Source organism: Aestuariivivens insulae, from assembly GCF_022662195.1.
Taxonomy (GTDB): domain Bacteria; phylum Bacteroidota; class Bacteroidia; order Flavobacteriales; family Flavobacteriaceae; genus Aestuariivivens; species Aestuariivivens insulae.
The window spans coordinates 90794-107467 of record NZ_JAKMCS010000009.1 but is presented as its reverse complement, the minus strand read 5'-3'; the positions used below and the strand labels follow the sequence as shown (position 1 = coordinate 107467).

The window sequence follows — 16674 nt, the reverse complement described above, 5'->3', positions numbered from 1 at the left end:
TTAAATGGTTTGAGCATAATTTTTTAATACACAATTACAGATAAAACAAAAAAGAGGCAACATACTGCTGATACAATAAATGTTGCCTCTTCTGGTAATTGAATATCTCAATTATTTTATATACTGAATGCTCTCTGCAGCTTCGTTGATACTATCGAAAAACCCTTGCTCATTCATCCATTTGTCACTGTATACCTTACTCATGTAACGTGAACCATGATCGGGAAAAATAACAACTACCTTATCACCCTTTTTAAATTCACCTTGTTCATTTAACTGTTTTATAGCTTGCATTGCAGCACCCGAAGTGTACCCCACAAACATGCCTTCTGTTTTAGCAATAGCTCGGGCAGTATGTGCACTATCTTCGTCTGTAACTTTCACAAAATCATCAATAATATCAAAATCTGTAGCAGTAGGAATTAAATTTTTCCCTAAACCTTCTATCCTGTAAGGATAAATCTCATTTTCATCAAACTCTTTAGTTTCATGATATTTTTTAATAACCGAACCAAAAGCATCTACACCTATAACCTTAATATTTGGATTTTGCTCTTTTAAATATCTTGCCGTACCAGAAATAGTTCCTCCTGTTCCACTACAGGCTACTAAATGGGTGATTTCACCATTGGTCTGTTCCCATATTTCTGGACCTGTACTTTTGTAGTGTGCATCAATATTTAATTTATTAAAGTATTGATTGATATAGACAGAGCCTTTTATTTCTTCATGTAAGCGTTTTGCCACTTGATAATAGGACCTCGGGTCGTCGGCACTTACATGGGCTGGGCACACATAAACTTTGGCCCCCATGGTCTTTAGCATATCTATTTTATCTGCAGAAGACTTTGAACTTACAGCCAATACACAATCGTAACCTTTAATAATGCTAACCATTGCAATACTAAACCCCGTATTACCAGAGGTAGTTTCAATAATGGTGTCGCCAGGTTTTAATATACCTTGCTTTTCGGCCTGTTCAATAATATAAAGAGCAATGCGGTCTTTTGATGAGTTACCTGGGTTAAAAGATTCAACTTTTGCAAAATAACTCCCCTTGAAGTCTGCAGTAAATTTATTAAGTCTTACAAGAGGTGTATGACCTACTAAATCTAAGACATTATCAAAAACTTGATTTTTATGTTTCATAGATTACTTTTAATAGCCGCTATAATCCTAAGCAAAATTACGACAACCTTAAAACCTTGCAAAAATAGCACATTTTTTTTTATTAGTGGGTAATTCCTTCTAAATCTAGTAAAAATGCGTATTCCAAAGCCACTTCTTTTAAGCTTTCAAAACGCCCTGAAGCCCCTCCATGCCCAGAGTCCATATCGGTATGCAGTAATAACTTATTATTGTCTGTTTTTAGCTCTCGTAATTTAGCTACCCATTTGGCCGGCTCCCAGTATTGCACTTGGGAATCATGAAGCCCTGTTGTTACCAACATGTTAGGGTAATTTTTGGCTTCTACATTGTCGTATGGGGAATACGATTTCAAATAATGATAGTAATCCTTATCATTTGGATTCCCCCATTCGTCATATTCTCCGGTGGTTAATGGTATAGAGTCGTCTAACATGGTTGTGACTACATCTACAAAGGGTACTGCTGCCAAAACGCCTTTATACAACTCTGGATTCATATTGATTACAGCTCCCACTAGCAATCCTCCCGCCGATCCACCGTAAGCATACAAATGGTCTTTTGAAGTATATCCTTGTTCAATTAAATATTTTGAGCAGTCTATAAAGTCTGTAAATGTATTCTTCTTGCTTAACAACTTACCACTTTCGTACCAATGCCTCCCCAAATACTCACCACCTCTAATATGTGCTATGGCATAAATAAAACCACGATCCAATAGACTTAACCGTATACTGGAAAATGATGGGTCTATTGTAGAACCATAAGAGCCATAGGCATATTGCAACAAAGGATTATTTCCATCCAACTTAATCCCTTTTCTATACACTAGCGATATAGGAATCTTAACGCCATCCCTTGCAGTGGCCCAAATACGCTTGGATTCATAATTTTCTTTTTTAAACGTTCCTCCTAGTACTTCTTGTTCTTTTTTAATTTCACTTGTTTTCGTTTTTAAGTTGTAATCAATAACCGCACTCGGGGTCGTTAGAGAGTTAAATCCATATCGCAATACCTCACTATCAAAATCGGGGTTATTGCCTATATATGCTGTATAGGTTTCGCTGTTGAAGGGCATATAATAATCTTCTTCTCCGTTCCAACCTATAATGCGTAATCGGTTTAAACCATTTTCACGCTCATTAACTACAAGATAATTCTTAAAAATTTCAATGTCTTCAATTAAAACATCTTCACGATGTGGTATGAGTTCCTCCCAATATTTTTTTTCGGTTTGTAGCTCACTCGTTTTTAAAAGCTTAAAATTGGTGGCGCCATCACTATTGGCTATAATATAAAAATGGTCTCCATAGTGAGATATACTATAGTCCAATTCCCGTGTACGCTCTTGAAATACTTTAAATTCCCCATTAGGCATATCTGCATTAAGAAAACGATACTCTGTAGTTAAAGTACTTGAAGATCCAATAACTATATATTTTCGCGATTTGGTTTTATAAACAAACGTGTTAAACGTTTCATCTGCCTCATGATAAACCTCTGCATCTTCTGTCTCATTAGTATTTAAAGTATGCTTGAAAATTTTATGGGACCTTAATGTCACTTCATCTTTCCTAGAATAAAACAGGGTTTTGTTATCGTTTGCCCATGTGGCGCTTCCTGTAGTGTTTGTAATCTTGTCTGGATACAACTCTCCAGTAATTAAATTTTTTATTTGAATAGTGTACTGCCTCCTGCTAACAATATCAGTAGAAAAAGCCGCCATGGTATTATCTGGACTTATGGAAATACCTCCCAAATTAAAATAGGCATGATCCTTGGCCATAACATTACAATCGAAAAGAATTTCTTCGGGAGCTTCTAGGCTGTCTTTTTTACGGACATAAACAGGATAATCCTTACCTGTTTCATAGCGTGTTAAATACCAATAGCCATTTAATTTATAAGGCACTGTGGTATCATCTTCCTTAATTCTACCTTTCATTTCCTCAAAAAGTGCCTTTTGAAACCCTTCGGTATGCTGCATCATACGTTTGGTATAGTCGTTTTCGGCATTCAAATAGGCTATAACATCTTCATTTTCTCTATCATTAAGCCAGTAGTAGTTATCTATCCTAATGTCATTATGAATCTTTAGTTGCTCAGGAATTTTTTTAGCTACCGGAGCTTTTATGTCTATCATATTTTCATCCATAGGTTTATCTTTTTTGCAGGAAACGGCAAAAGTAAAACTTAGAGACAGAATAATTAAGCTGTTTTTCATTTTTCCTTGTAAAATACAACCAATTTCTTTTCGGATTATAATAAATTTGCCTTTTTAACGATAAAATTTGAATGTATGTTTGGAGATATGATGAATATGATGGGTAAACTTAAGGAAGCCCAAAAGAAAGTAGAAGCTACGAAAAAGCGCCTGGACGCTGTTTTAGTTGATGAAGCGAGCAACGATGGTAAGCTTAAAATAACCTTAACCGCTAATAGAACCATAAAAGCTATTGATATTGATGATGATTTATTGGAAGACAAAGAACAACTTGAAGATTATTTGATCCTTACCTTGAATAAGGCCATTGAAAAAGCAACCAAGATCAATGAAGCAGAATTGGCAGCAGTAGCCAAGGAAGGGCTACCCAATATTCCTGGCATGGATATGTTTAAGTAACAGGTAAATTCATGAAAAATAAAAGTTCTCAAAACATGAGAACTTTTATTTTATATGGCCGAGACAATAACACTCCAACTATTACATAAAGCCATTTGTTCGTTTTTGATTGATTTTTAATAAGTTGAAGCGTTTGCTTAAAAACTGTTTTGATTAAGAACAGTTATCTTCCATACTTTCATGGAGTTTTATTACCGGTATCCACTGAAAGTTTATAGGATACCATTCTTCTCTATTATTGCTAGAGTTTATTAAGACTTGATTGTCATTGGAAAACACAAACTGTGCATTTAATTTTGTTTTTTGTCTATTACACATGATTCTTTTTTTTATATCTATTCCTACCCATATTAAACACGCCTACTTTTACTCCTAGGCCTACAGAAAACCCGTTGATTCTTGATATTGGAGAATTATTGAAACTCAACCTACTGGAAAATCTGTGTTTAACTCCTGCTTCTAATTGCACATATCTATTCAAATTAAATAATAGATTAACACCTGGTTCTAAAACAAAAACAGCCTCCCAATCCTCATGATCGATTATATAGTCATTAGTGTGGTCTTCTAATATGGCAGCTGCCCCACCACCTACAAGTAAAGGGAATGATAAGTTAAGTTTAGACTTGCTAAATAGAATGGGCTCTAAATGTAAGCCTCCATAGAGTGCTACCAGATCATTATTGCTGTCGGAAAGGCCTTGATTATTAAAATCTGAATAAAGTGTAATTCCCTCAAAACCAATTTCAAATTGCTGATTGGCTACATAGGCAATCTTTAAACTAGCAGAATAGGTATCCTTTTTTTTAATTTTACCATAATAAGTGGAAAGCCCAAGATACACGCCATGAACGGTATTCTTACGGTCGTTAAACTCAATATAATCTTCAGGTTCTTGTGCTTTAACATAAGGTATAAAGCCTAATAAAAATAAAATAAATACGATTTTAATTTGATGCATGTTTTTTGATTTGATTGTATGTTACTAAAGACAACTCAAAAATTAATTGGTTGCATTAATTTGAAATTATATTGAAAAATGTTTTGATTTCTTTTCTGGGCAATCTATAAGAGTTTAATCGCTTTTGAAGTTTTGCCTCAGGGCAGTTTGTTATATGGCACACTACTCTTTTAAGGTTATAATGCCCTTTTTACCCGTAAAAGAAAATGTACTTTTAGGTTGCACCCCATAAGTTGCCTTAATATTCCTAATTCGCGTTCCTTTATCAATAACCATTTTGCTTTTAATTTTTTTAAAGGTTTTTGGAAGCCTTAGTAAACCTTCTTCTAAAGTGGCATTGAATTTAAAAGAAAGCCCAGATACGTTTATGCTTATATCTGATGATTCCTGATTTATATTTACTGTAGCATCTGGTTGATTCATTTTTAAGACCCTAAAATCTGTAACCTTCATTTTTAGGTCAATATTGTTATCCATTTCATTAATTTGCATATTAGAAAAATTAACGTCTCCTTCTATATTTTCTAAGTAATCTATTACAACTTCATCTTTACTGGACTCTATTTTTAGGTTTTCCACTTTGTCTATTTTAATATTGGTGCCACTTGTTTTTAATATCAAATCTTGGGATTCATCAATTTCTATATTACCGTTTTTTAAATTTATGGCACCGTGTGCTATAGACTTTGCTCTAAGCTTCCCAAATAACATATCTGCATAGATATTCATTATAGGCTCGCTAATCCATAAATCGCCATGCTCCACATTGGCTTTTAACTTACCTGCCCAATGCTCTATAATAACATCCCCAAATTTATTTTCCACTACAATGTCCATGCTTTTTGGTAGATATAGCGTATAGTTTATTTCCATATTGGTTTTATCTAATTCAAAGGGGTTTAACAAATTAAAGTACCTGGACAGGAAGCTTGTATGCTTTTCTGTTATTTCTGAAATAACACTTACATAGTTAGTGGTTGCTCTAAACTTAGGCTCTATACGGTCTAGAAGAGCTTTTGCATTATCTTTCTTTTTACTTGTTACCTTTATGTCTATAGTAATTACCACATTGCTTTTATCCCATCCATTAATGTTAATATTGCCATATTTATTATTTAAGTATAACTCACCAGTTTTTGATATTTCATATTTCTTCTCAATCTTTTTTGTTAATGTTTCTTGGGAAAACACTAAAAAGTTCACCATTAACATAGAAAGCACTATTGATTTTTTATAAAATATATTCATGGTCATTGTTTGTTTTTGTCGAACTATTGATCTGCCTTAATAAGTTCTCTATTAACTCAATTCGTTTTCTGTAATTAATTACTATAGCTTCTAAAACACGCTCAGAATCCAAATTTTTGTATAACTCCAATTTTAACATTTGGTATTCCTCATCTAACTCATCCATAAAGGATAAGAATTCTTTTTTTTCTTGTGCAGATAATTTATTGGATTTGTTCACAAGATTTATTTGATTGGCCACCAATACTTTATAATGCTTATCTATATCGGTTAGTTCTTGGTTAAAAACCACTTTTTGCTGATTGCTATGCGTTTTAACAATGCCTATCGAAGTAAATATCCCAAAAGCAATTACAAGACTTGCCACCGCTTTAAAAGTGTATGTCTTCCATAGCGTTATTATTTTGGAACGATTTTTTTGAGCTTCTAATGCCTCATTAATATTAGCCCAAAGCTTTAATTTGTCTGCTTTATGCTCATCAAAAAGGATCCGGTTTTCTTTTATGCTTTTTTCAAAATCATCCATTATAGTCTATTTATTATTTCAACTAATTTTTTCTTTCCTCTGTGGTATTGCGACTTTGAAGTAGATGTCGAAATTCCTAAAATCTCTCCAATCTCTACATGATCGTAACCTTCTATTAAGTACAAATTAATTATTTGCTGAAATCCTGCAGGCAACAATCCAATTCCCTTAATTACTTTTTTTATATCCATTTCCGGAACCTCACAAACCTCATTATCTTTAATGCAAAATGTCTCGCTATCAAAAGGAACAATTGGAATTTTCCTCAATTTTAAATGATTAATACTTTTGTTCACCACAATACGTTTTAACCAAGAGCCAAATGTACTTTCGTATCTAAAGGATGATAGGTTTTTAAAGGCTTCTATAAAACTTTCCTGTACCACATCTTCAGCATCTTCTTTAATTTTTACCATGCGCATAGCAATATTGTACATGGCATCAACATACTTTATATATAAATTATACTGGGCTGTTTTATCGCCAAGCTTACTGTTTTCTATAAGCTCTCTATGGGTATATAAGATGTTGGGGTCCAATTAAATTTAGCTTGCTATAATAATTTTAAAAATACTTTTGGGTTTTTATCTATTACTATAGACAAACAAAAAAGTGAAGGGTTGCATAGTTTACTAAAAAATATTACTTCAATTTAAAGTCTTGAACTAATCTTACAATAGACATTGTTACTACTAAAGGAAAACTATTCTATTTAGCCTTTAGCTATGGAGTATTAAAAAAAGATGATTACAATTCCCATAAAATAAATTTCAAACCAAAATCAAACCACACATTATGTTTTTATAAAGGCATGCTTTGCAAAACTTTCAGAAGTGTTTCGTGCATAGCGTCGGTATAATCCAAATGGGTTACCATACGGAGCTTGCCTCCGCCCATACCAATAATATGGATATTTTTTTGAGCAAGATTATTAAAAAAAGCTTTGTCGTCGACATCATCATTTAATTCAAAAATAACAATATTGGTTTCTATAGACTCAACCTTTTTTATGCCCGACGATTTAGTAAGCACCTCTCCTATTTCCTTGGCTTTTTTATGGTCCTCTGCTAACCTTTCCACATGATGGTCCAGCGCATATAAAGCTGCTGCTGCCAAATACCCTATTTGTCGCATATTGCCCCCAAAGACCTTTCGTATTCTAATGGCATTATCCATAACAGCTGCATCTCCTATCAAAACAGAACCTACAGGACAGCCTAAGCCCTTACTTAAACACACCGAAATGGTATCGAAAACCTCGCCATACTGCTTTGCAGTTTCATTTTTTGCCACTAAAGCATTCCATAAACGTGCACCATCAAGATGGAACCTTAGGTTGTGTTCATCACATACCCGTTTAATATTCAAAATCTCATTAAAATCCCAACAAGCCCCGCCGCCTTTATTCGTGGTATTTTCAATTTCCACCAAACTCGTCTTGGCATACCAATACTCTTGAGGGTTAATAGCCTCTACGACCTGCTGAGCCGTAAACGTGCCTTTATTACCATCAATCAATTTACAGGAAACACCACTATTAAACGAAGCCCCGCCAGATTCATAATTATAAATATGGGCGTATTTATCGCAAATCACTTGCTCCCCCGGGGCAGTATGTAGCTTAATCGCTGTTTGGTTGGCCATAGTCCCACTGGGAAAAAACAAGGCCTGTTCCTTACCAAACATCTGGGCTATACGCTCTTCCAACAGGTTTACCGTGGGGTCTTCCCTAAAAACATCATCACCAACTTGAGCTTCCATCATGGCTTCCAGCATGGCTTTGGAAGGCTTGGTTACCGTATCGCTCCTAAGGTCTATAATCATAATGAATTGTTTAATGGTAAAACTATAAAATTATGGCATATTATTTTCTGCTAAAGGCATAAATCCTATTTTTCTTCTGTGAAAAAACTAAGTTTCTTAGTGTATAACAAAAAACACCATCCTTCTTTTTGATCCATACTATCGCTTGTAAGCACTTGCGCTAATGTCACTACCAACCCTGAAACAGAGTGCCAATAGCTCAAAAATTTGGGCGTTGCCTAAGGGCCGGGCTTTCGGCAGTCGCTCCTTGCAGGGAGCTCCAACAATGCCTCAATCCCTAACGCAAAGAACGTGCATGCCGAGCCAAAAAATTCACCAATTAAGCCAAAACATAGCCTCAAGTAAGACGTCACCAAACGATTAATAGCTTACAATCAACCAATCTCATTAGTGGTTCAGCTAATTTTTTTCATTTGCATTGGTTAATTTTTAAATGAAAAAAATTCATGTACTTTTGTTCATAAATTAAATACTACTATGATAACCTCCGATCAAATTAAAGATCTCAATACCCGCCTTGACAAACTAAGGCACTATCTTTGACATAGATGCCAAGCTTATAGAAATACAAAACGAAGAAGAGCAAACCTTCGATCCCAACTTCTGGGACGATCCCAAAACGGCCGAAGCCATTATGAAATCACTTCGTGTTAAGAAAAAATGGGTGGAAGATTACAATACAGTTAAAGTACTCGCCGAAGACCTGGATGTTCTTTATGAATTTTATAAAGAAGGAGAATCCAGTATCGAAGAAGTAGAACAACAGTTCGAAAAAACATCAACCCTGCTCGAAGATATTGAGTTTAAAAACATGTTATCGGACGAAGGAGATAGCTTAAGTGCCGTACTACAAATTACTGCTGGAGCCGGTGGTACCGAAAGTTGTGATTGGGCCAGTATGCTTATGCGCATGTACTTGATGTTTGCCGAAAAAAGTGGGTATAAAGTTAAAGAGCTGAACTTCCAGGAAGGTGACGTAGCCGGTATAAAAACGGTTACCTTGGAAATTGAAGGCGACTTTGCCTTTGGCTGGCTAAAAGGCGAAAATGGCGTACACAGACTGGTGCGCATCTCCCCTTTTGATAGTAATGCCAAACGCCATACAAGTTTTGCTTCCGTTTATGTATATCCGTTGGTTGATGACACTATTGAAATTGAAATCAACCCAGCCGATATTGAAATCACTACAGCACGCTCTAGTGGTGCTGGCGGACAAAACGTAAATAAAGTAGAAACCAAAGTGCAGTTAACGCACAAACCAACTGGCATACAAATTTCCTGCTCAGAAACACGCTCGCAACACGACAACAGGGCCCGTGCCTTACAAATGCTAAAATCGCAGTTGTATGAAATCGAATTGCAAAAACAATTAGAGCAACGCGACGATATTGAAGCCGGTAAAATGAAAATTGAATGGGGCAGCCAAATACGCAACTATGTGATGCATCCCTACAAACTGGTTAAAGATGTAAGGACCAATTACGAAACAGGCAATGTCGATGCCGTCATGAATGGAGATATCAACCCATTTTTAAAAGCCTATCTCATGATGATGGGACAAAAACAAGAAGATACAAGTACCCTATAGATGATCAAAATAGATACGATTATATTCGACCTAGGTGGCGTTCTTATAGATTGGAACCCGGAATATGTTTTTCTTGATGTGTTTAATAACGATCGGGAAAAAATGCAATGGTTTTTCGATAACATCTGTACCAGCGATTGGAACGAAAACCAAGACGCAGGCTATCCTATGGCAAAAGCAACCCAAGAGCGCATTGCACTATTTCCAGAGTATGAACCCGAAATACGAATGTTCTATGGTAGATGGGTAGACATGCTAGGCAATGCCATTGAAGGCACTGTGGACATCTTAAAGGAATTGCTGGATTCGGGCAGTTACAAAGTGGTAGCATTGACCAATTGGAGTGCAGAAACCTTTCCTATTGCTCTAAAAAAGTTTGAGTTTTTACATTGGTTTGAAGGTATTGTGGTTTCAGGTGAAGAAAATACCAGAAAACCTTTTGATGAGATTTATAACCTCACCTTAGATAGGTTTGGCATCACGCCACAGCATGCTTTGTTTATAGATGACAACCAAAGAAACATCCAAGCAGCTAAAAACCTGAACATTAACAGCATACAATTTAAAACCGCCGAACAGTTAAAAAGCGATTTAAAACAATACAATATTCTATTACCATGATAACCATATACCACAATCCGCGTTGTACTAAATCCAGACAAGGTTTGCAAATACTGGAAGATTCTGGAAAATCTTTTGAAACCGTAAAATATTTAGAAGAAACCCTTTCGGCTAAAGCACTGGAAGCCCTTATTAAAACACTAGGTATAAAACCTATGGATTTGGTTAGGAAGAATGAAGCCATTTGGAAAGAAAACTACAAGGGCAAAGCGCTAACCGATGCCGAAATCATTAATGCCATGGTAGAAAACCCTAAGCTTATTGAGCGCCCCATTGTTGTAAACGGGAACAAAGCCGTTGTGGGCAGGCCACCGGAACGCATTTTGGAGATTATTTAGCTTTTACTTTACTGGTATACGTAACACAAAGGTATAATGCTCGCCCATTTTGATGGTTTGTATGGAACGTAGAGATTTATTAAAAGCCCAAGTAGAACAGCTAGGAAAGGTATTGGCTAAAATACTGGCTGATTTTCTTAAATTGCCCAAAGGCGATTCTCGGGGGGTTGAACTAACCAATCAGCGTTTTCAAAATGAACTCGATATAGATATCGAAAAACTAAAGGCCTTAACAAAAGAGGAAACCGAAGACTATTTAAGAAGCCTCAACTTAACAGCAGATCACTTAGAAATTTTATCTGAATACATAAAAGAAATTGGGCTTACTAAGATTGAAGAAGATAAAGTAGCTGCAAAAGTTTGGCTGAAAAAAGCCATAGACATCCTTGATTTTGCCGATAAAATTTCTAAGACAGTCTCATTCATTCGAATTAATAAAAAAGCTGTAATAGATAGTATCCTACAGCAACAGGCATAAAGATGCCTTCCTTGGAATCTTTTAACAAATTATTAACCTATGCCCCTTAAACCATAGGCTATTTTTGCATTCTAATTTGTTAAAACCTAATTATGCACAAATTTTCCTTAGCCTTTATTGCTCTTATTACTTGTTTAGTAACCTTAAATGCCCAACCTAAAGGCCCTGAAAACACTGTGCCGAATCTTAAAAAAGTAGTTATTGTTGGTACTGTAATTGACAACGAAACAAGGCAGCCACTGGAATACGCTACCATTTCCCTTTACAGTCATAAAGAAGAAAAAATTATTGACGGCACTATTACCGATATAAATGGTGCATTTGAAATAAAAGTACCAAAGGACATATACGACATTAAGGTTGAATATATATCGTATAAATCTTATCAATTAAAAAACCAAAACATTCAGTCCGATTTAAACTTAGGCATGATTGCTTTAGAATTAGACGTAGCTGCATTAGATGCTGTAGAGGTTATTGCTGAAAGAACTACGGTTGAAATAAAACTAGACAAGAAAATCTACAATGTTGGGAAGGACCTTACTGTAAGTGGTGGCTCGGTGAGCGATGTGTTGGATAATGTACCATCGGTATCTGTAGACGCAGAAGGCAACGTGGCCTTAAGAGGTAATGGTAATGTTCGCATTCTTATCAATGGAAAACCCTCTGGATTGGTTGGTTTAAACTCTACTGAAGCCTTAAGGCAACTGCCTGCAGAATCCATCGAAAAAGTAGAAGTGATTACCTCTCCTTCTGCACGCTACGAAGCCGAAGGAACCGCTGGTATTTTGAACATTATTTTGCGTCGCAGCAAATTACAAGGCCTAAATGGAGCCGTAACGGTTAATGCTGGACACCCAAATTCGGCTGGAGTTTCTGCCAATATTAATTACAGAACCGGTGATCTTAATTTTTTTAATACGACGTCTTATAACTATAGAGAATCTATTGGACATTGGTATAACGATGTGAGCTATTTTGATGTTAATACACCCGATCTTTCAGAGAAACGCAATTGGGAAGATACCCGCAAAGGATTTACAACCAATGCTGGTGTTGAATGGTACGTAAACGATTCGGCGTCATTAACATCAGCTATTGTTTACAGTAATAACAATAACTTGAATAATTCTGTAAACGACATAGTGCAATTCGACAAGGTAAACAATACAACAAGCACGAGTCTCCGTTTGGACCCAGAAGACGAAGAAGGGGAAACGATACAGTATTCCTTAAATTTCACTAAAGACTTTAAAACTGATGGCCATAAGTTTACTTTCGATTTTCAATTTGAGGATTCAGATGAAAACGATTATTCCTTAATAAATTCTGATGGTATAGACTCAGATATACTAACCACCTATGAAGATCAAGAAAATATTCTTTTACAGACAGATTACGTTTTGCCCATAGGCGAAGATTCCCAATTTGAAATGGGGTATCGCGGTAATTTTAATAACAGGGTTACCGATTATATCGTAGAACTTTTAAATGAAGATACGGGTGAGTTTGAGGTTAACGCAGGACTAACCAATGTATTTGATTTTAAGCAACACATCCATGCCGTTTACACACAATATGGCAGCAAGTATGGCAAGTTTTCGTATTTATTGGGGCTTCGATTAGAAAATACCCGCACAACCTTGGACCAGCCCACTAGTGGTGATTTTAAAAAGAAAAACTTAACGGGTCTGTTTCCTACCGTAAACTTGAATTACGAAATAAGTGATGATGAAAGCATCACCCTTGGGTTCAATCGTAGGCTAAGCCGTCCTCGTGGTTTTATGCTAAACCCATTCCCTTCTCGTTCTAGTTTAACCAACGTGTTTCAAGGGAATCCAGACTTAGACCCTACCTATTCCGGCAAATTTGAGTTAGGGTACTTAAATCGCTTTGGAGACTTTACATTAAGCTCGGCAATATATTACCAACATTCTAAAAATGTCATCACATTTGTTAGCAAGGAAACTGGCGAAATTGTTACCATTAAAGATAAAGAAACTCCAGTAGTACAACGCGGTCCAGTAAACTTAGCTACAGACGACCGTTATGGCTTGGAAATGAATTTAAACTATAGTCCAACTCGCAAATGGCGTATTAATACAGACCTTAACTTTTTCCAATTAAAACGTGATGGAGAATTTAACGGCAAAGATTTTGGAGCCGATAACTTTACTTGGTCGGCCCGATTAACCAACAAACTTACATTGCCTGGTAATATCGATTGGCAAACCAATATGGATTATAGGGCACCGAGCAAAGACACCCAAAACAACCGTAAAGGAAGATATGCCGCCAACTTAGCATTTAGTAAGGACTTTTTTAAAGAAAAGGCTTCTTTAGCTTTTAATATTAGGGACTTATTGAATTCTAGAAGATTCCAAAACGAAATCACTACCGACTCTTTTACAACCCTACAGGATATCCAATTTAGAGGCGGACGCACCTATAACGTATCGTTTACATATAGATTTAATCAAAAAAAGAAGCCAGAAAGGTCTGGTAATTTTAGAGGCGGAGACATGGAAATGTAAAACGCAGAATAAGCAGGCACCAAACAAAAAAAGGAAACTAAATTTTAGTTTCCTTTTTTTGTTTTATAGAAAAATGATTTAAGCATTTAATCGCTTAGCCCTTTTTTCTTCTCTAATTTCTTTTAGTCTTTCAATTAAAGAACCTCCTATCCAATAAGGAATTACAAAAGTTAACAAAAAAATCATTAACCAAAATCCAATGGTTAATATGGTTAAGAATGCTAAAAAGCCTAAGTATTGATCAAATTCAAACATCATGGTTAGTGTCTTTTAAAATATGCCGCAAAGATAATGCAAAGCAATGTGTTTCACAATATCAAAATGAAATTTAATAAAAGTATTTCTTAATACCTACTATACCCGAGGCAAGGCAAGGAAACATTTGACTGTTTTTATTTTGACCTTAAGGCCAAAAATCGAAATTCTTTTATTTAGAATTCCCGTTCTTACGGGAATGACAATTTAAGTGGACACCCCGACGCAAGCGTCGAGGAATGCTTTTCGATTAACAGGGTTATTCACTAATTTAAATTAGGTTGCGGTGTTAAGCGTAAATATGGTTTTACTTCCTTGAACCCCTTAGGGAATAAAGCAGGTATATCTACCGTTTCTACTGCGGGAACCACAACACAATCGTCCCCATTGTTCCAATTGGCAGGCGTAGCCACTTTATGGTATGCCGTTAATTGTAATGAATCGATAACCCGTAACAGTTCATCAAAATTTCTTCCGGTTGATGCAGGATAAGTAATCATCAATTTCACCGTTTTGTCTGGAGCAATAACGAATACCGAACGTACCGTTAACTGGCTATCGGCATTAGGGTGAATCATATCATAAAGCACCGATACTTTTCTGTCCTCATCGGCAATAATTGGAAAATTAACCGTAGTTTGTTGTGTTTCATTAATATCGTTAATCCACCCGTTGTGGGATTCAATACCATCAACACTTAATGCTATAACCTTAACGTTTCTTTTGTCAAACTCTGCCTTGTACTTTGCTACCGTGCCAAGTTCGGTAGTACATACAGGTGTGTAGTCTGCTGGGTGTGAAAATAAAACGCCCCAGCTATCCCCTAGCCATTCGTGGAAATTAATATCTCCTTCGGTAGATTGTGCATCAAAATTTGGTGCGACATCCCCTAATCTAATTGCTGCCATAATACGATAATTTAAGTTTATTTTTTAATTCCTACTAAATTAATCTATTTAAAAGGATATTCAAAAGAATATCATGTTATTTGTGTGTTAAAAACATCTCAAAAAAACTAACCTTTATCATAAAATAAAACATCTTAAAACAATTAACTTTGTAATTCAAAATTAAAGCATTCATAAAATGAGTTTTAGAATAGAGAAAGATACTATGGGTGAGGTAAAAGTACCTGCCGATAAGCTTTGGGGCGCACAAACAGAACGCTCAAGAAATAATTTTAAAATTGGAGCACCTGCTTCAATGCCATTAGAAATAGTCTATGGGTTTGCCTATTTAAAAAAGGCTGCAGCTTATACCAATTGTGAATTAGGTGTATTACCTATTGAAAAACGTGATTTAATTGCACAGGTTTGTGATGAAATATTAGAGGGCAAACACGACGATCAATTTCCACTAGTAATATGGCAAACAGGATCTGGAACGCAAAGTAACATGAACGTGAATGAAGTTATCGCTAACAGAGCGCAACAATTAGCAGGAAAAGTTATTGGTGAAGGTGATAAAGTGATACAGCCCAACGACGATGTGAATAAATCGCAATCGTCTAACGACACCTTCCCTACAGGTATGCATATCGCGGCTTATAAAAAAGTTGTAGAAACTACTCTACCAGGAATAAAGCAATTGCGAAATACATTACATAAAAAAGCAGAAGCCTTTAAGGATGTTGTTAAAATAGGACGTACACACTTAATGGATGCCACTCCATTAACCTTAGGACAGGAACTATCGGGATATGTCGCCCAATTGGACCATGGCCTTAAAGCTCTTGAAAACACCCTGCCTCACTTAAGTGAGTTGGCATTAGGTGGAACTGCTGTTGGTACGGGACTAAATACCCCAAATGGATATGCTAAACGCGTAGCAGAGTATATCGCAGAATTTACTAATCTTCCATTTGTGACCGCTCCTAATAAATTTGAAGCCCTAGCCGCACACGATGCTCTAGTAGAAACCCACGGAGCGTTAAAACAATTGGCCGTTTCACTAAATAAAATAGCTAACGATATTCGTTTAATGGCTTCTGGACCACGCTCTGGTATAGGTGAAATTACCATTCCTGCCAATGAACCAGGAAGTTCTATCATGCCAGGAAAAGTAAACCCAACTCAATGTGAAGCATTAACTATGGTTTGTGCGCAAGTTATAGGTAATGACGTTGCAGTATCTGTAGGGGGATTACAAGGACATTATGAATTAAACGTATTTAAACCCGTAATGGCTGCAAACGTTTTACAATCGGCTCAATTATTAGGTGATGCTTGCATTAGCTTCGATGTTAACTGCGCAGTTGGTATAGAACCTAACCACGAGGTTATTAAAAAACTACTTAATAATTCCTTGATGCTAGTTACCGCTTTGAATACTAAAATTGGGTATTATAAAGCTGCTGAGATTGCCAATACGGCACATAAAAATGGAACGACACTAAAAGAAGAGGCCATTAACTTAGGGTATGTTACAGCAGAAGAATATGATGCTTGGGTTAAGCCCGAGGATATGGTAGGCAGCCTAAAATAATTTGGTCTTATAAAAACAAAAAACAGGCATCATCCCAATTGATTATTG

General features: G+C 36.0%; 16 protein-coding genes. 7 read left to right on the top strand and 9 right to left on the bottom strand.

All coding sequences use genetic code 11. The features are described 5' to 3' along the window. Positions 1-111: 111 nt before the first annotated feature. Both MR062_RS12115 and MR062_RS12110 read right to left on the bottom strand, forming a co-directional pair. Complete coding sequence (locus MR062_RS12115) at positions 112-1149, bottom strand: PLP-dependent cysteine synthase family protein (RefSeq protein WP_242204607.1); 1038 nt, start codon at positions 1147-1149, stop codon at positions 112-114. A gap of 82 nt (positions 1150-1231) precedes the next feature. Then, positions 1232-3370 (bottom strand): S9 family peptidase, encoded by a 2139-nt coding sequence (locus tag MR062_RS12110; RefSeq protein ID WP_242204605.1) that lies wholly within the window; start codon positions 3368-3370, stop codon positions 1232-1234. Between the two features lie 75 nt (positions 3371-3445). On the opposite strand from MR062_RS12110, the gene MR062_RS12105 reads away from it, so the two are divergent. Then, entirely contained in the window at positions 3446-3769 is a 324-nt protein-coding gene (locus MR062_RS12105) for a YbaB/EbfC family nucleoid-associated protein (RefSeq protein ID WP_242204603.1), read from the top strand. Between the two features lie 310 nt (positions 3770-4079). Here the strand turns inward: MR062_RS12105 and MR062_RS12100 are convergent, their stop codons facing one another. From MR062_RS12100 to MR062_RS12080, 5 genes are all read right to left on the bottom strand, one after another. Next, a complete protein-coding gene (locus tag MR062_RS12100; protein WP_242204601.1) occupies positions 4080-4730 on the bottom strand; it encodes a hypothetical protein in 651 nt (216 codons plus the stop codon). 162 nt (positions 4731-4892) lie between these two features. Next, the gene (locus MR062_RS12095; RefSeq protein WP_242204599.1) at positions 4893-5978 is read right to left on the bottom strand and encodes a DUF4097 family beta strand repeat-containing protein; all 1086 of its coding nucleotides are present in this window, start codon (positions 5976-5978) and stop codon (positions 4893-4895) included. Next, positions 5962-6504 (bottom strand): hypothetical protein, encoded by a 543-nt coding sequence (locus tag MR062_RS12090; RefSeq protein WP_242204598.1) that lies wholly within the window; start codon positions 6502-6504, stop codon positions 5962-5964. The genes MR062_RS12095 and MR062_RS12090 overlap by 17 nt, the downstream gene beginning before the upstream one ends. Continuing rightward, a complete protein-coding gene (locus MR062_RS12085; protein WP_242204596.1) occupies positions 6504-7043 on the bottom strand; it encodes an RNA polymerase sigma factor in 540 nt (179 codons plus the stop codon). The genes MR062_RS12090 and MR062_RS12085 overlap by 1 nt, the downstream gene beginning before the upstream one ends. 262 nt (positions 7044-7305) lie before the next feature. Next, a complete protein-coding gene (locus MR062_RS12080; RefSeq protein WP_242204594.1) occupies positions 7306-8328 on the bottom strand; it encodes a threonine aldolase family protein in 1023 nt (340 codons plus the stop codon). A gap of 477 nt (positions 8329-8805) precedes the next feature. On the opposite strand from MR062_RS12080, the gene prfB reads away from it, so the two are divergent. The 5 genes from prfB to MR062_RS12055 all read left to right on the top strand — a co-directional run bounded on the left by prfB (position 8806) and on the right by MR062_RS12055 (position 13887). Next, positions 8806-9916, top strand: a protein-coding gene (gene prfB, locus MR062_RS12075) for a peptide chain release factor 2 (protein WP_242204592.1) whose coding sequence is annotated in 2 segments (ribosomal slippage) — positions 8806-8868 and positions 8870-9916 — 1110 coding nt in all. Because the reading frame shifts where the segments join, the coding sequence is not laid out codon by codon here. Then, entirely contained in the window at positions 9917-10537 is a 621-nt protein-coding gene (locus tag MR062_RS12070) for an HAD family hydrolase (RefSeq protein ID WP_242204590.1), read from the top strand. Beyond that, the gene (arsC, locus tag MR062_RS12065) at positions 10534-10875 is read left to right on the top strand and encodes an arsenate reductase (glutaredoxin) (RefSeq protein ID WP_242204588.1); all 342 of its coding nucleotides are present in this window, start codon (positions 10534-10536) and stop codon (positions 10873-10875) included. The genes MR062_RS12070 and arsC overlap by 4 nt, the downstream gene beginning before the upstream one ends. 61 nt (positions 10876-10936) lie before the next feature. Further along, the gene (locus MR062_RS12060) at positions 10937-11353 is read left to right on the top strand and encodes a hypothetical protein (protein WP_242204585.1); all 417 of its coding nucleotides are present in this window, start codon (positions 10937-10939) and stop codon (positions 11351-11353) included. A 92-nt stretch (positions 11354-11445) separates the two neighbouring features. Continuing rightward, positions 11446-13887, top strand: a complete 2442-nt coding sequence (locus tag MR062_RS12055) for an outer membrane beta-barrel family protein (protein WP_242204583.1) — start codon at positions 11446-11448, stop codon at positions 13885-13887. A 78-nt stretch (positions 13888-13965) separates the two neighbouring features. Here the strand turns inward: MR062_RS12055 and MR062_RS12050 are convergent, their stop codons facing one another. Both MR062_RS12050 and MR062_RS12045 read right to left on the bottom strand, forming a co-directional pair. Further along, positions 13966-14145, bottom strand: coding sequence for a hypothetical protein (locus MR062_RS12050; RefSeq protein WP_242204751.1), 180 nt, complete (start codon positions 14143-14145; stop codon positions 13966-13968). A gap of 263 nt (positions 14146-14408) precedes the next feature. Next, entirely contained in the window at positions 14409-15050 is a 642-nt protein-coding gene (locus tag MR062_RS12045) for a peroxiredoxin (protein ID WP_242204581.1), read from the bottom strand. A gap of 178 nt (positions 15051-15228) precedes the next feature. Between MR062_RS12045 and fumC the strand changes: the two genes are divergently transcribed. Beyond that, positions 15229-16626 carry a class II fumarate hydratase gene (gene fumC, locus MR062_RS12040; RefSeq protein WP_242204579.1) on the top strand — a complete coding sequence of 466 codons (1398 nt, stop codon included), beginning with the start codon at positions 15229-15231 and terminating at the stop codon, positions 16624-16626. Positions 16627-16674: the final 48 nt, after the last annotated feature.